General features: G+C 65.2%; 21 protein-coding genes and 1 tRNA gene. 7 read left to right on the top strand and 15 right to left on the bottom strand.

What is annotated here, in order from left to right; all coding sequences use genetic code 11:
• The first annotated feature begins 163 nt into the window (after positions 1–163).
• Both ACFFGN_RS03035 and ACFFGN_RS03030 read left to right on the top strand, forming a co-directional pair.
• A complete protein-coding gene (locus ACFFGN_RS03035) occupies positions 164–1,765 on the top strand; it encodes a VWA domain-containing protein (protein WP_380043708.1) in 1,602 nt (533 codons plus the stop codon).
• 243 nt (positions 1,766–2,008) lie between these two features.
• Positions 2,009–2,089: transfer RNA gene (locus ACFFGN_RS03030), tRNA-Leu, on the top strand.
• A 208-nt stretch (positions 2,090–2,297) separates the two neighbouring features.
• On the opposite strand, the gene ACFFGN_RS03025 is transcribed toward ACFFGN_RS03030, so the two are convergent.
• The 7 genes from ACFFGN_RS03025 to ACFFGN_RS02995 all read right to left on the bottom strand — a co-directional run bounded on the left by ACFFGN_RS03025 (position 2,298) and on the right by ACFFGN_RS02995 (position 16,349).
• On the bottom strand, positions 2,298–3,059 hold the full coding sequence (locus tag ACFFGN_RS03025; protein WP_380043707.1) for a barstar family protein: 762 nt from the start codon (positions 3,057–3,059) through the stop codon (positions 2,298–2,300).
• A gap of 91 nt (positions 3,060–3,150) precedes the next feature.
• Positions 3,151–9,807: a polymorphic toxin-type HINT domain-containing protein gene (locus tag ACFFGN_RS03020; RefSeq protein WP_380043706.1), complete on the bottom strand. Its 6,657-nt coding sequence runs from the start codon at positions 9,805–9,807 to the stop codon at positions 3,151–3,153.
• A gap of 29 nt (positions 9,808–9,836) precedes the next feature.
• Complete coding sequence (locus ACFFGN_RS03015; RefSeq protein WP_380043705.1) at positions 9,837–12,248, bottom strand: LamG domain-containing protein; 2,412 nt, start codon at positions 12,246–12,248, stop codon at positions 9,837–9,839.
• A gap of 1,423 nt (positions 12,249–13,671) precedes the next feature.
• On the bottom strand, positions 13,672–14,253 hold the full coding sequence (locus tag ACFFGN_RS03010) for a hypothetical protein (RefSeq protein WP_380043704.1): 582 nt from the start codon (positions 14,251–14,253) through the stop codon (positions 13,672–13,674).
• A 1-nt stretch (position 14,254) separates the two neighbouring features.
• Positions 14,255–14,857, bottom strand: coding sequence for an RdgB/HAM1 family non-canonical purine NTP pyrophosphatase (gene rdgB / locus ACFFGN_RS03005; RefSeq protein ID WP_380043703.1), 603 nt, complete (start codon positions 14,855–14,857; stop codon positions 14,255–14,257).
• Positions 14,854–15,570 (bottom strand): ribonuclease PH, encoded by a 717-nt coding sequence (gene rph, locus ACFFGN_RS03000; RefSeq protein ID WP_380043702.1) that lies wholly within the window; start codon positions 15,568–15,570, stop codon positions 14,854–14,856. Before rph ends, rdgB begins: the two co-directional genes overlap by 4 nt.
• Positions 15,525–16,349: an SGNH/GDSL hydrolase family protein gene (locus ACFFGN_RS02995; RefSeq protein ID WP_380043881.1), complete on the bottom strand. Its 825-nt coding sequence runs from the start codon at positions 16,347–16,349 to the stop codon at positions 15,525–15,527. Before ACFFGN_RS02995 ends, rph begins: the two co-directional genes overlap by 46 nt.
• Positions 16,350–16,509: 160 nt before the next feature.
• Between ACFFGN_RS02995 and ACFFGN_RS02990 the strand changes: the two genes are divergently transcribed.
• A complete protein-coding gene (locus tag ACFFGN_RS02990; RefSeq protein WP_380043701.1) occupies positions 16,510–17,673 on the top strand; it encodes a Gfo/Idh/MocA family protein in 1,164 nt (387 codons plus the stop codon).
• On the opposite strand, the gene ACFFGN_RS02985 is transcribed toward ACFFGN_RS02990, so the two are convergent.
• Positions 17,670–18,416 carry an MBL fold metallo-hydrolase gene (locus ACFFGN_RS02985; protein WP_380043700.1) on the bottom strand — a complete coding sequence of 249 codons (747 nt, stop codon included), beginning with the start codon at positions 18,414–18,416 and terminating at the stop codon, positions 17,670–17,672. The two genes, ACFFGN_RS02990 and ACFFGN_RS02985, sit on opposite strands and share 4 nt — an antisense overlap.
• Positions 18,417–18,585: 169 nt before the next feature.
• The gene (gene murI, locus ACFFGN_RS02980; RefSeq protein ID WP_380043699.1) at positions 18,586–19,389 is read right to left on the bottom strand and encodes a glutamate racemase; all 804 of its coding nucleotides are present in this window, start codon (positions 19,387–19,389) and stop codon (positions 18,586–18,588) included.
• Between the two features lie 171 nt (positions 19,390–19,560).
• Between murI and ACFFGN_RS02975 the strand changes: the two genes are divergently transcribed.
• Positions 19,561–19,920: a hypothetical protein gene (locus ACFFGN_RS02975; RefSeq protein WP_380043698.1), complete on the top strand. Its 360-nt coding sequence runs from the start codon at positions 19,561–19,563 to the stop codon at positions 19,918–19,920.
• A gap of 133 nt (positions 19,921–20,053) precedes the next feature.
• Complete coding sequence (locus ACFFGN_RS02970) at positions 20,054–20,785, top strand: DUF72 domain-containing protein (RefSeq protein WP_380043697.1); 732 nt, start codon at positions 20,054–20,056, stop codon at positions 20,783–20,785.
• A gap of 39 nt (positions 20,786–20,824) precedes the next feature.
• Here ACFFGN_RS02970 and ACFFGN_RS02965 read toward each other — a convergent pair whose 3' ends face one another.
• From ACFFGN_RS02965 to clpS, 6 genes are all read right to left on the bottom strand, one after another.
• On the bottom strand, positions 20,825–21,772 hold the full coding sequence (locus ACFFGN_RS02965) for a PLP-dependent cysteine synthase family protein (protein WP_380043696.1): 948 nt from the start codon (positions 21,770–21,772) through the stop codon (positions 20,825–20,827).
• A gap of 1 nt (position 21,773) precedes the next feature.
• The gene (locus ACFFGN_RS02960; RefSeq protein ID WP_380043695.1) at positions 21,774–22,052 is read right to left on the bottom strand and encodes a MoaD/ThiS family protein; all 279 of its coding nucleotides are present in this window, start codon (positions 22,050–22,052) and stop codon (positions 21,774–21,776) included.
• A 102-nt stretch (positions 22,053–22,154) separates the two neighbouring features.
• Positions 22,155–22,604 (bottom strand): M67 family metallopeptidase, encoded by a 450-nt coding sequence (locus ACFFGN_RS02955; protein WP_380043694.1) that lies wholly within the window; start codon positions 22,602–22,604, stop codon positions 22,155–22,157.
• Between the two features lie 86 nt (positions 22,605–22,690).
• Complete coding sequence (locus ACFFGN_RS02950; protein WP_380043693.1) at positions 22,691–23,674, bottom strand: aldo/keto reductase; 984 nt, start codon at positions 23,672–23,674, stop codon at positions 22,691–22,693.
• A gap of 33 nt (positions 23,675–23,707) precedes the next feature.
• Positions 23,708–24,265, bottom strand: coding sequence for a DUF2017 domain-containing protein (locus tag ACFFGN_RS02945; protein ID WP_380043692.1), 558 nt, complete (start codon positions 24,263–24,265; stop codon positions 23,708–23,710).
• Entirely contained in the window at positions 24,262–24,549 is a 288-nt protein-coding gene (gene clpS, locus ACFFGN_RS02940; protein WP_380043691.1) for an ATP-dependent Clp protease adapter ClpS, read from the bottom strand. Before clpS ends, ACFFGN_RS02945 begins: the two co-directional genes overlap by 4 nt.
• A 50-nt stretch (positions 24,550–24,599) precedes the next feature.
• Here clpS and ACFFGN_RS02935 point away from each other — a divergent pair, with 50 nt between their 5' ends.
• Together ACFFGN_RS02935 and ACFFGN_RS02930 are read left to right on the top strand one after the other, a co-directional pair.
• A complete protein-coding gene (locus ACFFGN_RS02935) occupies positions 24,600–25,934 on the top strand; it encodes a nicotinate phosphoribosyltransferase (RefSeq protein WP_380043690.1) in 1,335 nt (444 codons plus the stop codon).
• Positions 25,931–26,428 carry a MarR family winged helix-turn-helix transcriptional regulator gene (locus ACFFGN_RS02930; RefSeq protein ID WP_380043689.1) on the top strand — a complete coding sequence of 166 codons (498 nt, stop codon included), beginning with the start codon at positions 25,931–25,933 and terminating at the stop codon, positions 26,426–26,428. Before ACFFGN_RS02935 ends, ACFFGN_RS02930 begins: the two co-directional genes overlap by 4 nt.
• Positions 26,429–26,431 lie beyond the last annotated feature (3 nt).

Here is a 26,431-nt window from a genome sequence, read left to right as displayed (position 1 = left end):
CTGGCAAAGTCCGGATGTGGACGATTGACGCATTTGCCGACCTTGGCCGTGACCAGTGCAAACCGGGTAATCTGCGCCCGCAGTCTGCTCCGGGAGGGAGGTACTCGTCCGCATGGGACGACACAGCGCTTCGGTGACATCGGGTAACCGGAATCGTCGCACGATGGTGATCACCATCGTCGGCGCCATGGTTCTTTCGCTGGGCGCCGTCTTCATGATCAAGTCCTTCGGCACGGAGAACGCCGCCGGCGAAGGACCACTGGCCAGTACCGACTGCGAGACCCCGGTAACGGTGTCGCTGAGCACCACCCCAGAACTGAAGCCGCAGCTGGAGTCCGCCGCCAAGGCGCTGACCAGCCGCGACGACAGCCGCACGCCGTGCACCAGCTTCAACATCGACGCCGCCCACCCGGCCGCCGTCGCGCAGGCCGTCGCGGCCGGTGACGAGCAGATCCCGGACCTGTGGGTGCCGGACTCGTCCCTGTGGGTCTCCCGCGCCGACGACGGTCAGTCCTTGCCGATCGTGGCCGTGCCCTCGCTGGCGACGTCCCCGCTGGTGGTGGTCGGATCCTCGAGCACCTTCGCGGACACCTCGTCCTGGCTCGGCATCTTCTCCAAGGCGCCGCCCGCGCTGCTCGACCCGCTGAGTACGTCGACCGGCGCCGCCGCCCTGCTCGCGGTCAAGTCCGAGGTCGCCAAGACGTCGTCCTCCGAAGACCAGGTGGCCCAGGTTCTGGTTCCGCTGGCGCAGCGGCACGGTTCGATGGCCAAGGCCTACACCGATCTCAACGGCCTCTTCACCCGGGCAGCGCAGTCGGACAACCTCGTCGTACCGTCGTCCGAGCAGGCCTTCGTGAACTTCCAGGAGGCCCACCCGGACAGCGGGCTGAAGGCGATCGTGCCCGGTACCGGCACGCTGACGCTGGACTACCCGCTGGTGGTGACCGCCAAGGACGACGTGGAACGCGTCACCGAGACGGCCAAGCTGCTCGGCCAGCAACTGCGTTCCGCGGGCGCCGTCGAGGGCAACGACAAGGCCGGTTTCCGCGGCAGCACGCTCGAGCCGCTGACCGGCGGGCGAGGTGTCGGCGCGGTCGAACTGCTCGGCAAGCCGCAGCCCCAGGTGGTGGAGAAGACCCTGCAGCAGTGGGCCACGCTCGCCCTGTCGGCGCACTCGATCGCGGTGATCGACACCTCCGGCTCGATGAACGAGAAGGTCGGCAACGGTAAGCGCCGCATCGACCTGACCATCGCGGCCGCCGAGAAGGGCCTGGCCCTGTTCCCGAACAGCGCCGCGCTCGGCCTGTGGTCGTTCTCGACCAAGCAGCCGCCGGCCAAGCCACTCGACTGGCAGCCGCTGGTCCCGATCCGCAAGCTGACCCAGGCGCAGCGGATCCAGATGGTCACGGAACTGCGCAAGCTGGGCACCAAGGCCGAAGGCGGCACAGGCCTCTACGACACCGCCATCGCGGCGTACCGCACGGTCCAGGACAGCTTCGACCCGAAGGCCGTCAACGCCGTCATGATCTTCACCGACGGCAAGAACGACGACCCGGGCAGCATCAGCCTCGACGAGGCCGTCAAGACCCTGCAGAGCCTGCGCGACCCGGCCCGCCCGGTCCGCATCATCGCCCTCGGTATGGGCCCCGACGCCGACCAGTCCGAACTCGACAAACTGGCCCGAGCCACCGGCGGCCGCAGCTACGTAGCCCGCAACCCCGCCGACCTCGAAGCCGTCTTCATCGACGCCCTCCAAAACCGCTGACCCACCGCACCCCCGAACGGCCCGCCGCCCCGCGCGCGGGCCGTTCCCCATTCCCAAGCCTCCCCGGTCCCTCCGGCCCTCCGGCCCTGCCGAATGCGGCGAGCGGGTCCCTGCCGCTGCGGCGAGTGGTCGCGTACCAGCACCCGCGCCTCCCCCCTCGTCAATCCCACGAGTGGACGCGTCTGAACACCCACCCAACCGGTTCTCCGACACACCAGGCCAACCACTAGGATGTGGAGGCCAGCCAGAGTGGTGGAACGGCAGACACGCCGGCTTTAGGTGCCGGTGCCTTCGGGCGTGAGGGTTCAAATCCCTTCTCTGGCACACCAGTCCTTCGCACTGGTTACTCACTGCCTCCTTCAGCGAGTCAACCGCCTAGGAGCCTTGTTAACCGGCAGGTCGCAGGTAGTCCATCGCACCACCTGCTCGTTCCAGCAGCCATTCCGACGGCTTGCACCGCGGCAGCCTGTCCGGCCCCACATTCCGACAACGTCGGCAGAGGAAGTTAAGGCCGGATCAACGACGCAGGGTTCTATCGGAGAAGCAAGTCCACATTGAACTCTCGTAGCGTCTCGACGAGAGGATCAATAATCTTGCCGCCCAAGCGCTCCTGAGCGGTGATGAAGTCCTGCCAGACCAATCTGATCGGCGCACCTGGCCTCTGGGACGAGATAAGGCAGTCCACCAGCCCATCAAGCGTCGCACCGAAGTATCCACCAGGGCCATTGATCGCTTCGCCAAGTTCGCAGTAGAAGCTGCTCTCATTTCGAAGGTGGCTGGAATTGATGACACCCACCTCATCGGCGCCGTATCGCATCGCTTTGCGCCCCGTCTCGAACCAAGCCGTCGCCGCGACATGCAACCAACTGCCATGAGCGCCGGCCGGCAGAGCCGCCCATTCTGCCCGTTGCACAGGAATGCCAGAGGCCCAGCGACGCCAGATTTCACCGGCCGCCGGATAGGGAAAAGCATAGCCACCAAACGAAGCAGAGATCTGCGCTATCTCGCCAGCATTCCCGGGCACAGACTCGGACTTCAGTTGAACGTGTCCGATGTAGTACGACCCTATGACCGCTCCCGCGACGTTAATCACCTGCAGCTCCGCGTCAGCAAGCTCATCGCCCCGACCGGCGCGACCGCGCACGGCAGCGCGAAATAGCACCTCCGCAGGCACACTCTCGTCGGGCGCAACGAAGAACCCGCGAATGTCGTGCGCCTCGACATACACCGCCCCTGTCCCCTCTTCGACCAGTCGATAGAGCGGAACGGACACGCCTTCTTCAGTACTTCGCATTTTTATCGGCCACCTATAATAAGGGCTGCCCTTCGCCGTGGGCGAGTCGCGCTTGACTCCCCCCACGGCGACTGACGCGGTTCAGAAGCTGCTACCACCCAGCGTCAGGGAAGTGCGGGGCAGTAAATGGCTTTATGGTTCGATAGTGATCATTAGTCCACCCCATGACCGTGCGACCATCGGGCAGAGTCTTCATCAAGATCCGAGTCTGATCTCCCTTACTGCCCGGCACCCGGAATTCCAAAGCACCCGCCCAACGTTTCTCATGAACCGCTCTACCCTGGAATACGTTTTGTCGACCAGTAAGTGGGTTCGTCTGCGGAACACCATTACCAGCCCTGATATCATCGTACGCATTTACGATGCTTTTTGACATTCCGGGCGGTAGCGGGTCCGACAGGCGCCCTTCGGGGCAGTTGCTGTTGTGAACTAGGACCGGAGTCTGTCCAGCCAGCACATAGTACGTGTGGATATCGTCGACGTTCAGGTTGTACGCGGTGGTGTCTCTTGGAGCGCTAGTGATGGCCGCTCGCACGCGGACGTTGTTCCCGTCGCTGGATAGGAGGTTGTCGCCGGGGTCCAGCTGGTCGGCGCGCTGGAAGGCACCGTCGGTGGCGTTCCAGAAGGGATGGTCTTCCGTCGTGACCAGGGTCCCGCTCTCGATACGAAGGTCGAACACTGTGTCTTCGTGTACGAACACCTCGAGGACCGCACGGCCGCCTGACTCGCCGGTCTCAGGATCAGTGGCTTTGACCTGATCCCCCATCTTGATCTGGGACAGTGGCTTCGTCGTTCCGTCTGCCATCAGGACTTCGGTTTCGCCGGAGAAGCTGCACTTCTTTCCGGCTTGCTTTCCACCATCCACTGCATCGTCGGCCCACTTGAGCACGTCGTCGCCGTATTTGGCGCCCCATTTGACTCCCTTGGCAGCGGGGTTGAGATAGAAGACGCCGAGGCCGCACGTTTTGAATCCGAAGTTGTTTACGCAGTTGTACGCGTCGTTGAAGGGCGTCACCTCACCGGCGACCTTGCCGGCGGTAATTACCCAGCCCGGTGGGCGCTGGAAATTGGCACGGATGATCTCGTTGACGACGATCAGTTCGTGGCGCACGCCGAGCTGGGACGATTTGCGGGCGATCTCAGAATCGTTGGCATTCCAGGACAAGCCGATGCTCTTCGCCACGATGTACCTGAGCCGTGGCGGCCGGGATGCTGCCTTCTTGCCGAAGTTGGGATGCGTCGGGTCGCTGGTGCCTCCGTGCGAGTTGCTCTCAAACTCGGGGTCGTTGTTCCACATCAGGCCACTGGGATCGCTGAATGTGTTCGGGTTGTTGTTGCCATACGCGTACGCGTTCATAGCTTGCGGCTCATCAACGTCGATGAGCGGATCAGGCGAAATGAACCGGCCGAGCTTCGAGTCGTACTCGCGCGCGCCGAGGTGGGTGAGTCGAGTCGCTTCGTCCAGGACGCCATTCACGAACCCACGAGTGGACAGGCCCCAAGGGCCACCCACCTGCCGAACGTTGCCGAAGAGATCAACGCGTCTGCGGGAGTACGCGCCGGTGTACGCCTCCACGTTGATCTGGCCGGTGCCGTGGTGGTCGGCAAAGACCAGATCGGCCTCGGTCGCACTGGTTCGCTGGGCGAGCGTCTTGCCACCGAACTGGTAGAACCTTGTGCTCGAAACCGAGTTGCTGGCCTTGTCCCACCGGATCTCGGTCGACCCGACATAGAGGGTCGCCCCCTTCGGATCCCGTCGTACCAGGCGATCACCGTCAGCTGTGTAAACGAAAGTCGTCTCTCCTACAGAGCCCGCGACCTTCTCCAGGTGGCCTTCCTTGTCCCAGGCGAAGGTGTCAGCTGCACCGTTCTCGGACCGACTCGCCAAGTTCCCGGCAACGTCGTATCCATATGTATTGACCGTCGGGGTCGCAGTTCCGACAGCACTGGTTACCCGCGTAACCCCGTGCGGCCGCGGATCAGACGCAACCGGGTAGGTGTAGGTGCGGGTGATGTTGCCACCAGTCGTTCGGTGCTCCACCTGGCTTGTTCGGTCGCCGGCAGCGCTGTACCGATAGGAATGCCAGTACGGCGCCGGCCCGCCGAGCTTGGTGATATCGGGAGTGGCGCAAGTCTCGTCTGCCGAAGTCCACGCTTCCGCCACCCGTCGCAGGAAGTCCGTTGTGAAGCATTGGCGATCGACAGCTCCGTAGCCTGTCTGAGTCAGCGACCTCACGTTACCGGCGTTGTCGTAGGTGTAGGCGAAAAGCTCTTCACCACCGAGGTTCTCCCGGTTCACCTTCCACGTCGCCAGTCGATCTGTCCCCGTTTCGTAGGTGAACGTCTGCCAAGCCGCCCGACCGACCGTCGGACCGACGTCGTACTGCACGGGCCGACCATCGGCCATGTACGTCGTACCGGCGACGTAGGCCCCGTATCCACCGAGCTGGTAGGGCATACCCGATGCGTTGTACCGGTGTTCGAGCGTCTCCGCAGGCAGACCTGGAGCGACCGGGAGCTGATGCGTGTTGATGCTGCCATCCGTCAGATAGCTCATCGACTCGGCATAGGAGCCAGCCAGCTTGCCCTCCACAGCTGGAATCACCACCGAGCTCCCCTTGGGCCGGTACATCGTGTCGTATCCGGTGACCGCCGTCTTGTAGGCCGCGCCGTTGGCGTGGCGGGTAGAGGAAGTCAGGTGGCCCTTAGCCAAGGTGTCGTAGATCCAGGTCGCCCGCAGTGGACCTGTCGAGGACGTCTCACGCACCGCGATCGCGCGGTTCAGTCCGTCGTAGCTCGTATGGAGAACGACACCTCGTGCATCCCGAGTCGACACGACCCGGTCCGCATCGTCATAGATGGTTTCGCTGATCCCGGTGTCTGGGTCAGTTGTTTTCGTCTTGCGACCTAGAAGGTCGTACTCATAGCGCCAGACGCTGCCGCGCGCGTCTGTGATCGTTTGGAGTTCGCTGCCATTGGTATACGAATACTTGGTCGCGTTGAACGAATCGCTGAGTACCGGACCGTTGTACTGACGAAGCTCGACCTTGCGATCACGAGCGTCAAAGATGGTCGCCGTCGGAGTGCCACCACCTGGCGGCGTCACGGCGATGAAACTGCCACCGTAGTAGGTGCTCGTGCGCCATTTCTCGACGTTCCGCAGCTGGAAGGCTTCTGCGGTTGGGCGGCTGGCCCCGTCGTAGGCGAACACCGTCTCCGCAGGGATGTCCGCCTCGTTCACATAGAACACCGAATCGGTCGCGCCGTTCACACTGGAGTCGTAGTACGGACGTGACTGCGCATACTTCTCGCCGCGGTTGTTGTAGCGCGTGTCTGCCAGGATCCGGCCAACCCCGGTCGCCGAGGTCGTCTGAGTCTGGCGCTCGCGGAGGAAGCCGTCGAACAAGGTCTTCGACGTCTTGTACCCTCCGCTGGGCAGCAAAGTCTTTGTGGTGACGACGTTCGGCGAGCTCTGGGAGAGCTTGTAACCGAATGCCATCGAAGCGTTATGACCGCTGCTCCTAGAGCGATCAGGCAGCCAGACGGCCGTCAGCCGCCCCAGCGGGTCGTAGCTCATGTCCGTACGGCGCCCATTGGCGTCGATCGAGGTTCTCGCTTGCCCCCAGGCGGGATCCAGCGTCTGCGAAGTCGTGTGCCCTGCGGCGTTCGTAGTTACCGTGGCCGTGACCAAGCTGCCGCTGGCAGGCGTGTAGTCCACTCCACTGATCAGGCGGTTCAGGCCGTCGTACGTGTCCTTCACGCGACCCAGTTCGTCGTGGGTGACCCGGCTCCGTTGTTTCATCACCGGTGCCCCGCCAACCCATTCACTGGCGGCGTCGATTTTGGTGACCAGGCCGCGGGTGGGTTCAGCGTTGAGATCACTCTGGCCGTCGTAATAGGTACGCACGTCGGAAACAAGATCGTTGGCGCGGTCGGGCGTAATCTCACAGCCGACGGAGACCACCTCCTCCCGACGGACCGGCGAGAAGATCGCCAAGGCATCATTGCGTGCATAGACAATCCGCTTGCATCGGTTGTCGGTCGGATTTGCCACGTCTCCTCGGTCGTCGATCTCGACCGGCAGACCCATATTGTCGAATTCGGTGTTCGTTTCGGTGGTCCGGTAGAGGTTTTCACCGAGCCGCGTCCGCGTGACTGTCTTCTTCGTGCCGAGCAGCGTGGCACTGCTCTTGCCGTCGCTGCCGGTGGACGCACTTATCCATGGGGTGCTGATCGTCCCTGTGACTTCCTCACCGCCAGCGCCGTTGTACTTGATCTCTTCACGCACGAAGCCGTTGAGCCGCTCGAGGTCCAGGTGTTCCGTCGCCGTCGAGTCGGCCACAACAACCGTCTTCGCCCCGCCGTCCATCGTGCGGTCCGCGTGCATACCGCGGAAGTAGGTGTATCTCGTATGGGTTTGCGCCCCCGGCAGACCCACCTTGACGTTGACGGTCTGGTACCCGCGCCAGTCGCCCCAGGTGCGATCTGACATCTCTGCCAGGTCATTGCGATCGAAGCGCCAGGCCGCCGCGCCGACATACTCGTACGTTGTCCGCTTGATAGGTGCATCGGTCACGTCGTCAGTCTCATTGACCTGACTGACTGGATACTTGTGGAAGTAGTCAAGACTTTTGACATTCGTCAGCGGCTTTACCCAAATCACCGGCATGCAGCGCATACCATTGCTTGAAGGGTGAATCGGCTTTGAAGTGGGAGTGCAGTGAGCAGGTAGATAGTTGACAGTAATCAGCGAACCCGTCTCGCTTTGAATCGAGTTCACCCGGTACTTCTTCATCTCTGCCGCGCCGTCACGGATGTTGTCGACGCGGTTGTCCATCTCCACGCCCCGGAAGATGACGGGTGGGTTCGATACCGGAGGTTCGCCGACGTTTCCCTTGTGAGTGATCGTGGATAGCCACAGGGATCGCGCTGTTCCGTCACCCGTGGCAGGGAACGTGTGCGAGAAGGACCAGGTGTCAACCGCGCGAATCGCGCCTTGCCACACATTCGTGGTGAGCGAGATCAGCCGCTTGCGGGTGAAGAACGAAGGCGACTTGTTGTCGGGGCAAGTTGTGGCTGACGAGCAGATCTGATCCGCAGGCACGTCCGGCCAGTGCGATGCGGTGGATGCGTTCAGCGGTCCGGTGCAGACAGTCTCACTCGTTGTGCATCGCTCGTAGGTATTGAACGAGACCCAGACCGGAGGCACCCCTTCGGTCTCTTCGCCGCGGCGCTCACCGTACTCGATCGAAGACAAGTACGAGGCGCGTTGATACTGCGAGACCGCATCATTGTTGTTGCGCCCGTAGTAGTTGTTCTCGAGAATGTAGCGGTAGGTCATGATATTGCCGCTCAGGTCGACCACTTGATCAACATTCCAGCGGTACTGCTGCTGGCAGAACGATGCGGCGAACGTCGGTGCATGACACGGCTCCCCATCGTGATTACCGAAGACCGGAACCGTCAGAACCGAGTTGGTGCGTGCGGGTGCGTAAGCTACTGGATTGAGTCCGAAGAAGTACTTCGTACCTTCCGATGTGGTGAGCACCCAGTGCTCACCATCGAGCACGCCGTTCTCGGAGGTAGGCACCCGCGTGAGCGACGAGCCGTCGTCATCGCGCAGCTTCCACTTTTCCGGCTGGCCGGCCGGAACGCTCACCTTGATGATCTCGCTGGACCGCCCACCTAGGGACAGCACCAGCCCTTCGACCAATTTTCCGTTTGCGCCGGTCTTCCAGCACAGATCACCGGTCTTCTCGCTGTTGTTGCCGCCATCCATGTCGTCGATACAGGAGACGAACTTTCGCTCGATGAAGCCGGGCTCGAGTTGATGCCCCTGCCCCAGCCACGACGTCTGATTGTTGGTGGAGGCAACCTGTCCGTCGACCGAGCCAGACGAATAGCCGATGGACAACTCCGGCGTCGGACCAGCCGAGATGGGAGGAACTCTGAGCGGGTAACTCCAGTTGAATTCGCCGGTCTGGGGACTTACCTGCCACGTTGCCGATGGCACCAACGAGGTCGCTTTGTAGGTCCCATTGGGCCCGGAGGCCTCCGCCGTGACAGCGAAGAGACTCTCCTGGGAAACAGCTGACGAGTCTGCCTGCTGCAGGTCCAGTTCTCCTTCGATCTGTCCTGCCTTGACGTTGTTGTTCGCATCCCTCGCGATCCCAGCCGGCGAACAACCCTTCACCGAGCACGAGAGACTGACCAACTGCAGCCTTGACCCCCAGTCACCTCCGTAAGCGTGCGCGAAAGCCGAGTAGTCGACGCGTACTTTGGTCTTCAAGGAATCGGCGCCGCCTCCCGTCGGCCGAGGTGCAGTCATCGCGAAAACCAAGCCGGCGACGCCCAGGCGCTGCGACTCCTCCTGTGGCAGGATTCTGACGGTGAGCGGCCTTGCCTCTGCCGCCCGTGAGGCGGGAGCCAGCCCGACCGACACGGGCGAGACACCAACTTTTTGAACCACGCCTCTGGACAGCGAGGCTGCGGCTATCGTCGCCTTGGCCGCCCCTGGCCACCTCGGTGCACGCACCGGACCATCAGCCAGCGCCGGCCTGGGCAACTGGTTGCCAACCGGACGCTCAGTGCTACCTGGAGTGCTTTCCATCTCCTGCGTGGGCGGGCCGGTCGGACGGACCGGATCTGCGGCCGCGTCCGGAATAGCCTGACCGTTGATGCTCAGCACCAGGCTCGCCGCTACCGCGATGGCCAGCGCGGACACCAGCCCTCTCGTCTTCCTTTTCATATATGGCTCCGATCGGTGCACGCGCCCGGTCACTTTTCTTTGTAGAGACGAAAGATGGTGTGATTGTTGACATAGCCGTTGAAGACGTTGACATCGTCGATATAGCCGCGCATGTAGTTCTTCGCCGTACTCGCGACGACCGATCGCCCGATCCTGAAGCTTCCGTCTCCGTCGATCGCCGGCTTCGTGGTCCAGTTGATAACTCGGGTGCCGATCAGAACACCGTCGAGATAGAGCTCGAGACGCCTGCTCGCACCGCTGTAGACACCAGCCAGATGGGTCCAGTCGCCGTCGTAGCCCCGGCGCCCATAGGCGCAGAATTCGCTCGTTGGACTGGATGGGTCGGCCATGCAGAATTGCCACAGCACCGTTCGGTCACCGTCGTCAGCGGTTTGGCTATGGATGCCCAGGGTGAACCCGCTGACACTCGCGCGATCCTCACTCACGGCGACCTGACGGGTCAGATAGGCAGAGCTCAGCTTGAGGCGGGTCGACACCGCGAAACTCTGCGACGTGTTGACGATGTCCTTCGCGGTCGTCACCGACGTGCTACCTGTTCCATCGGTCGCGCCGTTCATGATCACGGCACGATCGGTCGGCACAACCGCCGCGTTGTCGCCCGATCCCCACGTCACACTCGGAACGTTGATCAGCGGGGTATTCGGGCTGGAGCCGAGGGTGTCATTGAGAGTTGAGCCTTGGCCTTCGTCGATTCTCCATCCGCCGGTACGAGTGGAGTCGATGATGTAGAGGCTGACATAGCTGTACGGGCTCCAGTGCCCGGCCTTGTCCTTGGCCCACACGTAGATCCTGGTCGGACCGAAGTTCGTCAGCGCAGTGGTCACCCTCGCACGTTCGCCTCCGTCCAAAGGCGCGGCCACCGAGGCTATTTCTGGCGTGTTGACGCTCCAAGCGAACTGGCTGGCCAGTTCCACTCTGGCAATGATGTCAAAGGTGATGCTTTGCCCGATTCGGTAGCACGGACCCACGATCTTCGGTTCGTCGTCCGGCACCTCCGGGCAGTCTTCTGCTGGGGTAATCAGCTTCGGGATAGGACCTGGTGGCACCGAGTTGTCGACCCTGAAGTAGCAGGGCGGCGACCATGCACTGACTGACGTGTCATCGGTGACGCGGGCATGCCACCAGTAGACGCCGTCCAGCAGATGGACCTCGTTGATCGGCGAGAAGTCGCGGCCCGGTGGGAGTTTCTCACTGAAACCGGCGAATTTCCGTGCACCGCCCGGCTCCCAGACTTCGAAGATGCCGGTGACGAGGTCACCACTGGGACCATCTTTATCCGTCAGGTACGCCTTCAGCGGTGTTGGCTTCGCCCCCGTGGTGGGGTAGTTGGTTCCCGAGGTAACACAAGGCAGCTCGGTGTTTCCCATCCCGATCGTGAGGTCGTTCGCAGTCGGCTGATCCGGAGGGGTGTTGTATTCGATGCCGAGGGTGGCGTTCGCAGTGAACCGCTTCCACACCATGGGGTTCGATTCATCGGCAGCGCGTAAGCCCAAGTAAGCGTAGTTCGCGCGGAGACCAACGCGCTCGTTCAGCAGGTTGGTAACACTGAACTCCGTTACACGGCCCGACTCGCATCCTGAACGACCGCTGCCTGGGGTGACCGCGCTCGCGACCTTGCGCAGCCACATACCGGAGCCGCTCGCGTTGCTCCAGGTTGCCGTTGAAGTGAATCGGCTCGTCTCCCATGCCTGGATCTCGCTTGAGGTGCAGCTCGCCGAATAGACCTGATTAGCGCGGAAGACCGCGCGAGTGACGTCCGTCCCGGCGATCTTCGCGATGTAGAACGAGTACATCAGGCGCTTGTGGCTCCAGGCGTCGAAGTTCTGATAACCCACGCTTTGATCGTCTGCCCAGTTCCAGTACGACGATGACGGATACGCCCTATCGATCATCGCGTGGCCGGCTGGCACGCCCGTGAAACCAGGATCGACGTGCAGCGGATAGACAGCGGCCGGGTCGTTGATCAGCATCTCTGACGGCTTGACTGAGAGGTGCCCTGCTTTGAGTTCCACGGCCATCTTGGCGACCTTGTCACCCGTGACAGGACTTTCGGTTCGGTCGTCTCCGCCCGGCCCGTCTGCCGCACCATTGCCCCGGGAGTCCCACATGATCGGCGTCGGCGCCTCGAAGACCGTGTTACCGAATTCGTCGACAGCGTTGATTCCGCCGTTCGCGGTGCGCTTCAGATCTAGATCCGGCGCGTCGACTGCCATTGATACCTGGTCGAGTCCCTCTTGCTTCGCTGCCGCTGGGGTATGCACGACCAGAACCTGCGTGAAGTGATTCGGAAACACCGAGATCTTGAGGTCAACGTCCGGCAGCACGGAGTGATACGTGAGGCTGTCGTCTTCGACCACCGGCGCGGGAAGCGCCGTCGGCCAGCGCAAGCTGAGGGTCTTACCCTCCTCGGTGAGCGTCACCAGAGGGGGATGTCCCTCCGCCCGAGAAAACCATGCCGACGGCCGTCGCCTTTGGCCGGACGAGTCCGTCCGAGCCACGCGCAAGGGTTGGATCCAGATCTCGCCAACCTTCGGCGGTTTCAACGCGCATCGGTAGAGTCGACTGCTCGAGAGTGAACGTGCCGCTGGGATTGGCGAACAGCTGCGACCGCTCTGTACGCCGGGCCATGATCTCCACCGGCTGACCGGTGGCCGCTGCACGCTCGGAGGCTTGCATCTCGGTCGTGACCACCGAGGCGCCGGTAGCTTTCGGTGCCGCTACCGCTTGCCCTTCCGGAACGCCTGCCACCAACACCGCGAGGGCCGCCGTCACGGCCCATGCTTTGGGTCGCCTCCCCCACTGCGCAAAGACGGCATCAGATCGCCATACGCTCATTCCCCACCCACCCCACCGTCAGAAGGTCAGTACATCGCTGACCAACTGTGTCGGAGCTGTGACGGGATCGGAACATACAACGGCCCATACAATGAATGTATGAGTAGCGCAGAGTAGTCGCTTTTCAGGCTCAGCCGCGCCCACGTCCGTAACGCCTGGTAATCAAAGTCGATCTACATCGGTTGCACGTGGTCCTGCCATGTCAAGTCGTGCTAGATAGATGGGAGCCCACCAGACCGGCGTGCGCCGACGGGCTCCCTCCAGATTCCCGATGCCCAACGCGCCTCCTGCTCGGCGACTGCAAGTTCGACGAGGCCTCCGATGGTGCACCGCTTCGGAGTACTACACGCTGACCAGATGTCGCCGATCTGTACTGCTGGCGTGACGAGGAGCCGCGAATGCCTTCTGCTCAAGGTGTCGGTCCTGCCCATTGCTGTATGTCGTCGGTGGACAGCACGATTTTGAATTCCGGGTAGGCGCGCGTTTTCGCCTAGCGCCATTTCGTTGGCGAATTTCTGTGAGACGAAGGTGACGTATCCGGTGTAGGTATCAGGATCCATCAGCACCGGTGCCGACGAAATGCGCGCGAGGAGCGGCGGGGCCCATGGCAGCGCGCTGGCCGCTTCGAGCGCGTCCCGGGCGAATGCGATTCCTCTCCGCATGAGAACCTCCACCTGCTCGGTAGCTGCGCCAAGCAAGGTCGAGATCGGGGATCCCGCGTCCGTTGACTGCGGATTCGTAGATGCCGATGCCAACGAAGCACGCCCTGTAGCCGAAGTACGACTCGCGAAAGGTCACCCAAGAGGCTGGCGCCTTCATCAAGCACCCAACCCGCCTCCACCACCTCGCGCAGCGGGGGATACCGGTCGGACGCTGTGACAGTACTCAGGAAGTCTTGCCCTAAGACCTCCTGAGCTTCGGCACTAACTCTTACCACGCGCATTCGCCGCTTCACCGGTCAATTGGATTGGCTAAATGTGTCCAATCGCCGTCAGTAGAGGTGGAGGTTTAGCTCAGGGTTTTGAGGTAGGACTCGGCTCGGGGGGTCAGGGTGTAGCCCTTTTCCAGGCTGAAGGTCAGGCCAAGGTTTTTTAGTTTGCGGATGTCGGATTTGAAGGGCTGGACTTCGCGGCCTACTTCTTCGGCTAGGACGGACGCCTTGACGTTGGGCTTGGCCTCGATCAGGCGGAGGTAAGCCAGGGTCCAGGGGCCGTGGGCGCTTCGGGCGTCGAGGCCGTCGAGGCTGGCCTGGAGGTCGGTCAGGTCCTCGGGCGAGAAGGTTGTGGTGTTGGCGAGTTCTTCGCGGGGGTCAGGGCCTTCGACCAGGTGGAAGACGATGCGCCAGGTCGGCAGGGACTCGTCGCCGCGGAGGCGGCGGCGGATGTCGCGGGCGTTCTCGCGGCCGGTGCCGGTGATGTCGGCGTCGACGATCAGGTCGGGATTGACCTGGCTGATGGCCTCGATCTCGATCCGGCCGGCGTTGGTGCGGTAGACGCGGCCCGGTACGACGCGGGGCTCGGCCCAGCGCCGGTAGGCGACGGTGATCTCGCCGGATTCGACGCCCAGGACGTCGGTGCCTTGGAACAACATGTCAGCTCAGCGCCTTCGCGATCAGCGGGGCGATCTCCCGCAGGGACTTACCGCGATGCGAGATCGCGTCCTTCTCTTCGACCGAGAGCTCGGCCGTGGTCCGGTCATAGCCCTCGGGCACGAACAGTACGTCGTACCCGAAGCCGCCGGATCCGCGCAGCTCGCGAATCACCGACCCACGGGCCTCGCCGCGAACGACGTGCTCCTCGCCATTGGGCTGTACGAACGCGACGGCCGCAACGAAGGCGGCACCACGCCGCTCGTCCGGAACGTCTTCCAGCTGCCCCAACAGCAGCAGGTTGTTCGCGTGGTTGTCCTTCGCGGGACCACTCCAGCGCGCGGAAAGCACGCCGGGCATCCCGTTCAGCGCGTCGACGCAGATGCCGGAGTCGTCGGCCAGTGCCGGCAGGCCCGTCTTGGCGACGGCCACGCGGGCCTTCAGCAACGCGTTGCCCTCGAACGTCGGTTCGGTCTCGGCCGGCTCCTCGTACGGGTCGACGTCGCCCAGGCCGAGGACCTCGATGCCCGGCACGATCGGCTCGAGGATGCGACGCAGTTCGGCGAGCTTCTTCGCGTTGTTCGAGGCGAGCAGGATCTTGCTCACGCCAGGGCCTCCTGCTGGATCTTGGTCAGGTCGGCCACTCCGGCGGCACCGAGCTCCAGCAGGCCGTCGAGCAGCTTGCGGTCGAACGGCTCACCCTCGGCCGTGCCCTGCACCTCGACGAACTTGCCGTCCCCGGTCAGCACCAGGTTCATGTCGGTCTCGGCCCGCACGTCCTCCTCGTAGCACAGGTCGAGCATCGGAGCGCCGTCGATGATGCCGACGGAAACCGCCGCCACCGAGCCCTTCAGCGGCTCACCCTTCAGCGCCTTGCGATCACGCAGGTACGAGACGGCGTCCGCGAGCGCGACGTACGCGCCGGTGATCGCGGCGGTCCGGGTACCACCATCGGCCTGCAGAACGTCGCAGTCCAGCACGATCGTGTTCTCACCGAGGGCCTTGTAGTCGATCACCGCGCGCAGCGAACGCCCGATCAGCCGGGAGATCTCCTGCGTACGGCCGCCGACCTTGCCCTTCACGGACTCCCGGTCCGACCGGGTGTTGGTTGCACGCGGCAACATCGCGTACTCGGCGGAAACCCAGCCGAGGCCGGAACCCTTGCGCCAGCGCGGTACGCCTTCGGTCACGCTGGCCGCGCAGAGCACCCGGGTCCGGCCGAACTCCACCAGGACCGAGCCCTCGGCGTGATCCAGCCATCGTCGGGTCAAGGTCACGGGCCGGAGCTGCTCCGGCGTACGTCCATCGATACGGGCCATGCGGAAACCCTATGCCCAACCATCATGCGCGCGGCCCAGGGCATCAGGTCTCCGGCTCTTCGGCCTACCCAGGGGATGCCTTCGCGGACCATCCAGACGGCGTCGGACCACCTGGAAGGCGCATACCCGGCGTCGCTTTCCAACCCCGGGAGTACGTCGATGGGCAGGCCTCGCGCGACCAGCTCGTCCGCGAACGAACGGGCCAGCCGGCGGTGCCCGCGCTCCCCCGGGTGGAGCCGGTCGACGCTCCAGAAGTCGCGCTGGTAGACCTCGGGCCGTTCCGCCAGGTCGATCCGGATACCGCCGTACGACGCGACCAGATCGTCGTACAGGAAGTTCACCTGCTCGATCCGGCGCCACAGCGGACGGCGGAGCCAGGCCGGCAACCCGAAGACCTGGCCGTGATCGTGGAAGCGCACCGTCAGCAGTAACGCGCCACGGGCGGTCAGGCGCTCGGCGCATTCCTGCAGGCTGTCGCGGATCTCGATCGGGTCGAAGCTGGAGCGCATGGTGTCGTTGACGCCGACGATGAGCGAGGCCAGGTCGATCCGCCCGGTCCCCGTCGTCGGCAGTTGCTCGCGGGCCACGTACGGCGCCGTGGCCCCGCTGGTGGCGACATTGGAAAACGTCACACGGTGGGAGCTGCCCAGGGATTCGGCCAGCAGCGAGGCCCAGCCTCGCCAGCCTTGCCCGGGTACCGCTCCGGCACCGGAAAGTCGAACCGCACAACCCGCCAGGGGATCTCCCACACCCACGGTGGTGGAGTCACCCAGTGCCACATAGTGGAGGTTCACATTCAGCCACGGTGACACCGTCGCCCGCCACGGCGCCGAAGCGCGGATGACGGCTGGGACAACGTCCGGCCAACGATCCCGATTGCCGACCACAACTGCGCAGACATAGGCTGGATGAACACAAACAAGCATTTCGGAGGGCCGGATGAGGCTAGGTGTGGTCGGGCTCGGTGCCCGTAGCAAGATCGCTCAGTACGCCGACCGCCCGGGCGAGAACGTTCAGGTGGTGGCGGTCTGTGACCCGGTCGAGTCCTGCCGGGAGACCGGGCTGAAGCAGTTCCCGGCCGCCAAGGCGTACGCCGATCACCGGGAGCTGCTCGAACTGGGCCTGGACGCGGTCTTCCTCACCACACCGGACCACCTCCATGAAGAGCCGGCGATCGACTTCCTCGAAGCCGGTGTCGCGGTCTTCGTGGAGAAGCCGCTGGCGATCACCACCGAGGGCTGCGACCGGGTGCTCGAGGCGGCCCGTCGTACCGGCGCCCGGCTGTACGTCGGTCACAACATGCGGCACATGCCGGTCGTGCAGATCATGCGCGAGCAGATCCTGGCCGGTGCGATCGGTGAGGTGAAAGCGATCTGGTGCCGCCACTTCGTCGGGCACGGTGGCGACTTCTACTTCAAGGACTGGCACGCCGACCGTTCGAAGACGACCAGCCTGCTGCTGCAGAAGGGCGCGCACGACATCGACGTGATGCACTGGCTGGCCGGCGGCTACACCACGCGGGCGAGCGCCTTCGGCGAACTGGTCGTGTACGGCGGGATTTCCGACCGGATGGACCGGACCGGCCAGAGGTTCGACGAATTCGTCGACGAGGCGAACTGGCCGCCGCTGGAGCAGAAGGGCCTCGCGCCGGTGATGGACGTCGAGGACCTCAGCATGGCCAACCTGCAACTCGACAACGGCGCCTACCTGACCTACCAGCAGTGCCACTTCACACCGGACTACTGGCGCAACTACACCGTCATCGGTACGGCGGGCCGGCTGGAGAACTTCGGCGACGGCCCGGGCGGTGTGGTGAAGGTCTGGAACTCTCGCCGCTCGGGTTATCGCGAGGACGCTGACGAGGTGATCGAGATCCCGACGGCCGACGGCGGCCACGCGGGCGCGGACCCCCGACTGGTGAACGAGTTCCTCACGTTCGTCCGCGACGGCTCTCCCACCCTCACCTCGCCGATCGCCGCCCGGACCGCCGTGGCCGCGGGACATGCCGCGACGGTCTCACTGCGCGACAACGGCAACCCGGTCGACGTACCGGCTCTCGATCCTGAGCTGGTCGCGTACTTCGAACGAGGTCAGACCGCCTAGATGTCGTAGACGGCATCGGGTGCGGCTGTGAGGATCTCCCCCGCGAAGGTCTTCGCAGCCGCCCTGGCCTGCGCCCGCCGGTCGAACCACGGCGGTACGTGCGTCACGATCAACCGGCCCACTCCAGCCCGCTGCGCGTGCTCTCCCGCCTCTGAGGCCGTCAGGTGCAGCTCTGGCGGGTTGGCCGGGTCCTCGTCGCGTAGAGCCGCCTCACACAGCAGTACGTCGGCCCCGCGGGCTAGCTCGACTAGAGCCGCGGCAGGACCGGTATCGCCCGAGTAGACGAGCGAACGGCCTTCATGTTCGACGCGGATCGCGTACGCCGGGACCGGGTGGATTACGGCGGCGGTACGGACTACGAACGGCCCAACCTCCTGCACCGGGCTCCACGTCGTAAACGCGAGTTGCTCGGTCATCCCCGGGTCTTCCGGCAGGTCGTACGCCTGGGCCATCCGAGCCGCCGTACCCGCTGGGCCGTAGACCGGGATCTTGGGCAGCGGCGCGGCCGGGGAGTACTTGGTGGCGACGTACAGCCCGCAGAGGTCCATGCAGTGGTCCGGGTGTAGGTGGGACAGCCCGATGGCTCCGATCCCGCTGACCGGGATATGCCGCTGCAGCGCCCCGAACGCGCCCAGGCCGAGATCCAGCACCAGGTTGAACCCGTCCGCGCTGAGCAGGTACGACGACGCGGGCGAGTCCGGACCGGGCACCGAGCCCGAGCATCCGATCACGGTGAGCTGCACATTCGCCACATTACCGACGGGTCGCCCCGTGCGTACGAACACCACGTCGAGGCCGACATCACATCGACACCGCCCCAGACCTGTGCCAACCGGCCAAACGACCAGCCGCCAAGCGGATGGACGGCTAGCGGATAGACGGCTAGCGGATAGACGGCTAGCGGATGGACGGCTAGCGGATCCAGGCGAACTGGTCGGCGCCGGTGATGACCGGGCCGAGGAAGCGCGCGCCGATCGCGGTGAACTCCGCCGGGTCACCCGTGGTGACGAACCGGTGCTTCGGCTCGGGCAGGCCTGGATCGCGGAGCAGGCCGTGCCGGGTGAGCACGGCATAAACGTCCTTGGCGCACTCCTCCGCGCTGCTGACCAGCGTGACGTTGTCGCCGATCACGTACGAGATGACACCCGTGAGCAGCGGGTAGTGCGTGCAGCCGAGGATCAACGTGTCCACGCCCGCCTCGACCAGCGGATCCAGGTACTCGTGGGCGGCCGCGAGCAGTTCCGGCCCGGATGTCACCCCGGCCTCGACGAACGGCACGAACTTCGGGCAGGCCTCGGTGATCAGGTCGATCTGCGGCGCCGCGGCGAACGCGTCATCGTAGGCCATCGAAGTGGCCGTGGCCTGGGTGCAGATGACGGCGACCCGGCTGTTGCGGGTGGCGGCGACCGCGCGGCGGGCCGCGGGCAGGATCACCTCGACCACGGGTACGTCGTACCGCTCGCGGGCGTCGCGCAACATGGCCGCGGAGGCCGAGTTGCAGGCGATCACCAGGGCCTTGACGCCGGATTCGACCAGATGGTCAAGACATTCCAGGGCGTATTCGCGGACTTCGGCGATGGGCTTGGGACCGTACGGCTGGCGGGCGGTGTCGCCGAGATACAGGATCGGCTCGTGTGGCAGCTGGTCCAGTACGGCGCGGGCCACGGTGAGGCCGCCGAAGCCTGAATCGAAGATGCCGATCGGCGCGTCAGTCACGGCCGTAACCCTACAAGCAGTCGGCCAGTTAGCTCCTCTGTAGCCAACTCAGGCCACAACACGCCGAACTTATCCACATCTTTAAATAAAACACTGGCCAACTCGGCGTGACGCACGCCACCCTGAACGGATGTGTTTCTTGCCGCCCACTACTACCGAATTCTTGATGCCATGAGCGTGGCAGTTCTCCTTGCGGTGGCTCTGAGCAGCACCGCGGCACCAACGCCACGCCCCAGTAACGCCGCAGCAGCCGCTGGTCAGGCCTCCGGACAGAGCGCCGCCGCCAATGCCGGTGACGCCGTCGGCAGTGTCGGCGCGACCGGGATGCTGGTCCTGTTCGCCCTCGGCCTGCTGGTCGTCTACATCGGCTCGCTCGCCCTGCACCCGAACGCGAAATGCAATCGCTGCAAGGGCGCCGGCCGCCACAAAGGTTCGATCTTCAGCTACGCGACCAGGCCTTGCACCAGTTGCAAGGGCCGGGGCACGCATCCGCGGATCGGCCGTCGCATCTTCTTCCGGGGAGCGAGCTGACGTGACCTGAGCAGCCGCTGACGCGGGGGAATCGCACGCACCGGGTGACCCGGTGCGGCGCTGAGCACAAACACGGAGACGGCCGGTCGCGGGCCGGCTGCTGCTGACGCATGCCCCGGGGCACCAGGAAGGTATGGCGATCCTGGTTGGTACCTCTGGCTGGGTCTACCGCGACTGGCGTGGCGACTTCTACCCGTCGGACGTGCCCCAGCGACTTTGGCTGGAGCACTACGCGAGCATCTTTCCCACGGTCGAGCTGAACAACGCCTTCTACCGCCTGCCCTCGTACGACGACTTCGCGGGCTGGCGTGCGCGACTGCCCGCGGGCCATACCGTCGCGGTGAAGGCCAGCCGCTTCCTTACACACGTGAAGCGCCTCGCCGAGCCCGAAGAGCCGGTCCAGCGAATGATGAAGGCTGCCGCGGGTCTGGGCGACATGCTCGGGCCGATCCTGCTGCAACTGCCTCCGACGATGAAACGCGACGTAGCCAGGCTGAATGCCTGCCTGGCCGAATTCCCGCGTGGAACGCGTGTAGCCGTCGAGCCCCGGCACGACTCCTGGTGGGTCGACGAGGTCCGTGAGGTGCTGCAGGCCCACGGAGCCGCCTTGTCCTGGGCCGACCGTAAATCCCGGCCGGTCGCTCCACTGTGGCGTACGGCCGACTGGGGATACCTTCGCCTGCATGAGGGAGGCGCGTCGCCCTGGCCGACGTACGGCCGCACGGCGCTGAAGACGTGGGCCGAACGGGTTACCGACGCTTGGGACGACGCGTACGTCTACTTCAACAACGACCAGCACGCCACGGCTCCCCGGAACGCGTTGAGCTTCGCCAAGCTGGTCGAGCGATCCCACGCCGACCACTGAGCCTGAGCCGCTAACGCTCAGGCCCAGAGCTACCACAGCTCAGGCCCAGAGCTGGCCGTCGAGGCGGTCCTCGGCCTCGTCGATCGTGCCCTCGTAGGCACCGGTCGACAGGTACTTCCAGCCGCCGTCCGCGACTACGAACGCGATATCGGCGGTTTCACCGTCGCGCACGCACTTGGCCGCCTGGGCCAGCGCCGCGTGCAGAATGGCCCCGGTCGAGATCCCGGCGAAGATGCCCTCGTTCTCCAGCAGCTCGCGCACCCGGCGAACGGCATCTCGCGGGCCGACCGAGAAGCGCCCGTCGATCAAGGACGGGTCGTACAGCTCCGGCACGAATCCCTCGTCGAGGTTGCGCAGGCCGTAGACCAGTTCGCCGTACCGCGGTTCGGCGGCGACGATCCGGACCTCGGGCTTGTTCTCCCGGAAGAACCGGCCAACGCCCATCAACGTGCCGGTGGTACCCAGGCCGGCGACGAAGTGCGTCACCGAGGGAAGGTCCTCGAGGATCTCCCGGGCGGTGCCGTCGTAGTGCGCGGCGGCGTTCGACGGGTTGCCGTACTGGTAGAGCATCACCCAGTCGGGGTGTTCCTCGGCGATCTGCTTGGCCACCCGGACCGCCTCGTTCGAGCCACCCGCCGCCGGGGACGACACGATCTCGACACCCCACATGCGCAGCAGCTGCCGGCGCTCTGCGGAGGTGTTCTCCGGCATCACGCAGACCATCCGGTAGCCGCGCAGTTTGGCCGCCATCGCCAGCGAGATGCCGGTGTTGCCGGAGGTCGGCTCGAGAATGGTGTTGCCCGGGCGCAGCCGGCCGTCCTTCTCGGCGTCCAGCATCATCCGCAGCGCGGCCCGGTCCTTGATCGAACCGGTCGGGTTCTGGTCCTCCAGCTTGGCCCACAACCGGACATCGGCCGACGGCGACAGCCGCGGCAGCCCGACCAGCGGCGTACCACCGACGGAGTCGAGCAGGCTGTCGAAGCGCACGTCAGCCGCCGGCGACCGCGGGCAGTACGACGACCACGTCGCCGTCCTTGACACCGGTCTCCAGCCCACCGGTGAAGCGCACGTCCTCGTCGTTCACGTAGACGTTCACGAACCGGCGCAGTTCCTCCGGCTCGCCCTCGACGATGCGCTCCTTCAGGCCCGGGTGGTTGCCCTCGACGTCGTCGATGAACTCGGCCAGCGTGCTGCCCGCACCGTTCACCGCCTTCGCGCCGCCGGTGTAGGTGCGCAGGATGGTCGGCACCCGCAACTCGATCGCCATGTCCGTCTCTCTCCTCGTGGTCGGTTCTGCCGGGTTCAACATCGGCCCTGAACCGGTCATTCCGCTAACTGGCCGTACGTGAACGCGCTGTGTGCCAAGTCGTCATTGCGCCGGCTGGTCGTACGCCGGCACGATCCGGACTTCCTCTTCGGTCACCACGCCGTCGACGATCCGGTACGAGCGGAACTCGACCTCACCGTCGTACGTGGGCGAGTCGGCGCCGTTCCGGGTGGAGACCAGCACGTAGTGCGCGTCGGGCTCCTGCGCGAGCTTGACGTCGGTCCGGGACGGATAGGCCTCGGTCGCGGTGTGCGAGTGGTAGATCACCACGGGCACCTCGTCCCGCTCATCCATCTCCTTGTACAACCGGAACAGGTCGCCGGAGTCGAACTCGTAGAACGTCGGCGACATCGCCGCGTTCAGCATCGGAATGAACCGCACGGGCCGATCCGAACCCTCCGGCCCGGCCACCACCCCACAAGCCTCGTCCGGATGGTCCCGCCGCGCATGGGCCACGATCTGCTCGTACGTCGCGGAATCGATGGTCAGCACACCCCCAACGGTAGTGGCGCCCCCGGGCACCCCTTCCGCCGTCCACATACTGGGACGCGGCTTCCTTCTGTCCGCGCGTGACGGGGTTACCAGCGGTCGTGGACCTGGGGGCGGATCAGCTCGTCGTAGACGGCGCGGACCTGGGCCAGATCGGCCGAGGTGAGCGGGGTCAGGGCCGCCGCGGCGGCGTTGCCGGTGACCTGGGCAGCGTTGCGCGCGCCGGGAATGACCACGCTGACGCCGGACTGGTCCAGGATCCAGCGCAGGGCGAACTGCGCCAGCGTCGCTCCGGCCGGAACCAGCGGGCGCAGCCGCTCGACCGCCTCGAGACCGGTCTCGAAGTCGACGCCGGAGAAGGTCTCGCCGACGTCGAAGGCGTCGCCCTTGCGGTTGTAGTTGCGGTGGTCGTCCGCGCCGAAGGTGGTGTTCGCGTCGTACTTGCCCGAGAGCAGGCCGCTGGCGAGCGGGACGCGGGCGATGATGCCGACGCCGGCCTGCTTGGCGGCGGGCAGGACCTCGTCGAGCGGCTTGAGGCGGAACGCGTTCAGGATGATCTGCACGCTGGCCACGTTCGGCCGGGCGATCGCGGTGAGGGCCTCGGCGCAGGTTTCCACGCTCACGCCGTACGCCGCGATGCGCTTCTCGTCCACCAGGGTGTCCAGGGAGTCGAACACCGCGTCGGTCGAGTAGACCTCGGTGGGCGGGCAGTGCAGCTGGACCAGGTCGAGCGTCTCGACGCCGAGGTTCTCGCGGGAGCGGTCGTTCCAGGCGCGGAAGGCGTCCAGGTTGTACGCCTCCGGGGTCTGCTCGACGCGGCGGCCCATCTTCGTGGCCACGGTCAGGCCCGCGTCCGGGCGCTCGGCCAGCAGGCGGCCGACCACTCGCTCGCTGCGGCCGTCGCCGTACACGTCGGCGGTGTCGATGAAGGTGATGCCCTCGTCGACGGCGGCGTTCAGCACGTCCATGGCGGCGCCTTCGTCGACCTCGCCCCAGTCAGCACCCAACTGCCACGCTCCGAGCCCGACCACTGCGACGTCGCGACCCGTACGGCCAAGCTTCCTAGTCTCCATGCGCACACCTTATGCACGCGGCCGGGAAGAACCTCAGCGCATGTTGTGCAGCAACGCGCCCTGGAGGTAGCCGAGCCAGTCGTAGAGGTCGTACGTCAGCCGGCGCGGATCGTCCTCGGGGAGCTTCTCCCAGAAGTCGTAGTTGTCGTCCTCGATACCGAGCCTGGCCCCGATGGCCAGGCGGAGGTCGTTCAGCGCGCGCAACCAGGAGACCTGATCCTCGGGAGCGACCGGGATGCCGTCCGCGGGCGACTCGCTCTCCTCGATCGCGGTCAGCACCCGCTTCGCGTCGGTGATCTTGCCGTCGCGCAGTCCCCGCTCGGTGAAGCGGCGGAATTCGGACGAGGCCATGTCGTCGGACTTGTAGGCGTCCGGCAACAGCCGTTGCAGCACCTCGTCCTCGGGCGGCGCGGTCGGCCCGTCGAGATCGAACATCGCGGCCAGCGGATCATCCGTGACGGCCGTCACGCGCGGCGGCATGCCGTCGTACAGCAGCTCGACCAGGTTGCGCAGCAGGTTCGACAGGATCTCCGCCTCATGATCGGCGAAGGAGACGACCACCAGGCCCTTGCGCTTGCGAAAGCGCGTCACGACTTCTCGCAGGTGGCCCACAGGCCGTAGGAGTGCATTGCCTCGACATCGCGTTCCATCGCCTCGCGATTGCCGCTGGAAACCGCGGATTTACCCTCGTTGTGCACCTGCCACATCAACTTCTCGGACTTCTCCTTCGAATAGCCGAAGTACGTCTGGAAGACAAACGTCACGTAGTCCATCAGGTTCACCGGATCGTTCCACACGATGGTCACCCAAGGTGGGCTCAGCTCGATCGCCTCGTCGGTCGACGGGCTGTCCAGCTCGCTCGGTGCAGTGGTCACTCAGCCATTCTCTCCACTAGTCCGTGGCGGCTCGCAATAGGCTGCCCTTTGTGAACGATACGACCGCGCTCCTGACGGACCACTACGAGCTCACCATGCTCCAGGCGAGCCTCGCCGACGGTACGGCGCATCGCCGCTCCGTCTTCGAGCTGTTCGCCCGCCGCCTGCCCGACGGCCGCCGCTACGGCGTGGTGGCGGGCATCAACCGGCTGCTGGACGCGCTGGAGGCGTTCCGCTTCGACGAGCAGACCATCGCCTTCCTGGCCGATCGCGGGGTGGTGGACCAGCCGACCTGCGACTGGCTGAGCGACTACCGCTTCAGCGGGGACATCGCCGGATACGCCGACGGCGAGATCTTTTTCCCCGGTTCGCCGGTGCTCGTGGTCGAGTCCACCTTCGCCGAGGCCGTGCTGCTCGAGACGGTGTTCCTGTCGATCCTGAACCACGATTCGGCCGTCGCCTCCGCCGCCTCGCGAATGACCTGGTGGGCCGGCGGTCGCCCGTGCATCGAGATGGGCTCCCGTCGTACGCACGAGGGGGCCGCGGTCTCATCGGCGCTGGCGGCCTACATCTCGGGCTTCGCGGCGACCTCGAACCTGGAGGCGGCCCGGCGTTACGGCATTCCCAGCACCGGTACGGCGGCGCATTCGTTCACGCTGCTGCACGACACCGAGCGGGACGCCTTCGTCTCCCAGGTCGATGCCCTCGGCAAGGGAACCACCCTGCTGGTCGACACGTACGACCTGACCGAGGCGGTTCGGACCGCGGTCGAGATCACCGGGCCGGAGCTGGGCGCGGTCCGGCTGGATTCCGGCGACCTGCCGTCGCTGGCCGGGCAGGTCCGGGAGCAACTCGACGCCCTCGGCGCGACCAAGACCCGCATCATCGTGACCAGCGATCTCGACGAGTACCAGATCGCAGCGCTGGCCCCGGCGGCCGTCGACGGGTACGGCGTGGGCACGTCGCTGGTGACGGGTAGCGGACATCCCACCTGCGGATTCGTCTACAAGCTGGTCGCGCGGGCCGATCGGGACGGCACCCTGCAGCCCGTCGCGAAGAAGAGCCCGGACAAGATCTCGATCGGCGGCCGGAAGTACGCGTTGCGGCGGCGGAACGCGGAAGGTGTCGCGGAGGTCGAGCTGGTCGGCGTGGGCGAGACCCCGACCGACGACGGCGATGACCGCCTGCTGCTGAAGCCGCTGGTCGAAGGCGGCAAGGTGGTCGGCCGTACGACGCCGGACGAGGCGCGGGCGCACCACCTGACGGTCCGCGACGAACTCCCCCGCAGCGCGAGCCAGCTCAGCCGCGGCGAACCGGCGATCCCGACGGAGTACATCGGCGACATCCAGGCCCGCAACCCGTACGCACCCCGGCCCCGGGCATGACCCCTCCCGATCCAGCTGGTGGGTCGGCGGACGCGGCAGCTGGTTGGCCGGCCGATGCGCCGGCAACGCCGGTGGACGTGCTGATCGCGTTGCGGCTGGCCGGACGGGCGTCGCGCAAGGCGATGGCCGAGGAACTGGCCGGCAACGGCGTACATGTCGGCCAGGAGCTGGTCCTGGTCAAGCTGGCCCACCTCGGTTCCCTGCCGGTGGCCCAACTGGCGAAAGTGCTCGACGTCGAGGTCCCGACCGCCAGCCGGACGGCGCAACGCATGGAGGCGGCCGGCCTGGTTCACCGGGTCAAGGCCACCAAAGGAGACGCCCGGCTGGTCAGCATCGAGCTGACCAGCAAGGGCGTCGAAGCGGCCGAGGCCGTCCGCGCCATGCACGAACGCGCCGGCGTACGCCTCACCCGCGGCCTGGACGAACCCGAGCGCAGACAGTTGCGCGACCTACTCTGGCGCCTGGCCACCAACGGCGACGCGATCCCAAGCTGACCT

This window comes from Kribbella deserti, assembly GCF_042434725.1.
Classification (GTDB): domain Bacteria; phylum Actinomycetota; class Actinomycetes; order Propionibacteriales; family Kribbellaceae; genus Kribbella; species Kribbella deserti.
This window is presented reverse-complemented; position numbering and strand designations above follow the sequence as displayed.

What these genes read in the sequence shown, in the direction of transcription:
- ACFFGN_RS03035 (WP_380043708.1), top strand. Translation starts at nt 164, where the DNA reads ATGGTGATCACCATCGTCGGCGCCATGGTTCTTTCGCTGGGCGCCGTC.
- ACFFGN_RS03025 (WP_380043707.1), bottom strand. Translation starts at nt 3,059, where the DNA reads ATGCGAAGTACTGAAGAAGGCGTGTCCGTTCCGCTCTATCGACTGGTC.
- ACFFGN_RS03020 (WP_380043706.1), bottom strand. Translation starts at nt 9,807, where the DNA reads ATGAAAAGGAAGACGAGAGGGCTGGTGTCCGCGCTGGCCATCGCGGTA.
- ACFFGN_RS03010 (WP_380043704.1), bottom strand. Translation starts at nt 14,253, where the DNA reads ATGTTGTTCCAAGGCACCGACGTCCTGGGCGTCGAATCCGGCGAGATC.
- rph (WP_380043702.1), bottom strand. Translation starts at nt 15,570, where the DNA reads ATGGCCCGTATCGATGGACGTACGCCGGAGCAGCTCCGGCCCGTGACC.
- ACFFGN_RS02990 (WP_380043701.1), top strand. Translation starts at nt 16,510, where the DNA reads ATGAGGCTAGGTGTGGTCGGGCTCGGTGCCCGTAGCAAGATCGCTCAG.
- ACFFGN_RS02975 (WP_380043698.1), top strand. Translation starts at nt 19,561, where the DNA reads ATGAGCGTGGCAGTTCTCCTTGCGGTGGCTCTGAGCAGCACCGCGGCA.
- ACFFGN_RS02970 (WP_380043697.1), top strand. Translation starts at nt 20,054, where the DNA reads ATGGCGATCCTGGTTGGTACCTCTGGCTGGGTCTACCGCGACTGGCGT.
- ACFFGN_RS02960 (WP_380043695.1), bottom strand. Translation starts at nt 22,052, where the DNA reads ATGGCGATCGAGTTGCGGGTGCCGACCATCCTGCGCACCTACACCGGC.
- ACFFGN_RS02950 (WP_380043693.1), bottom strand. Translation starts at nt 23,674, where the DNA reads ATGGAGACTAGGAAGCTTGGCCGTACGGGTCGCGACGTCGCAGTGGTC.
- ACFFGN_RS02930 (WP_380043689.1), top strand. Translation starts at nt 25,931, where the DNA reads ATGACCCCTCCCGATCCAGCTGGTGGGTCGGCGGACGCGGCAGCTGGT.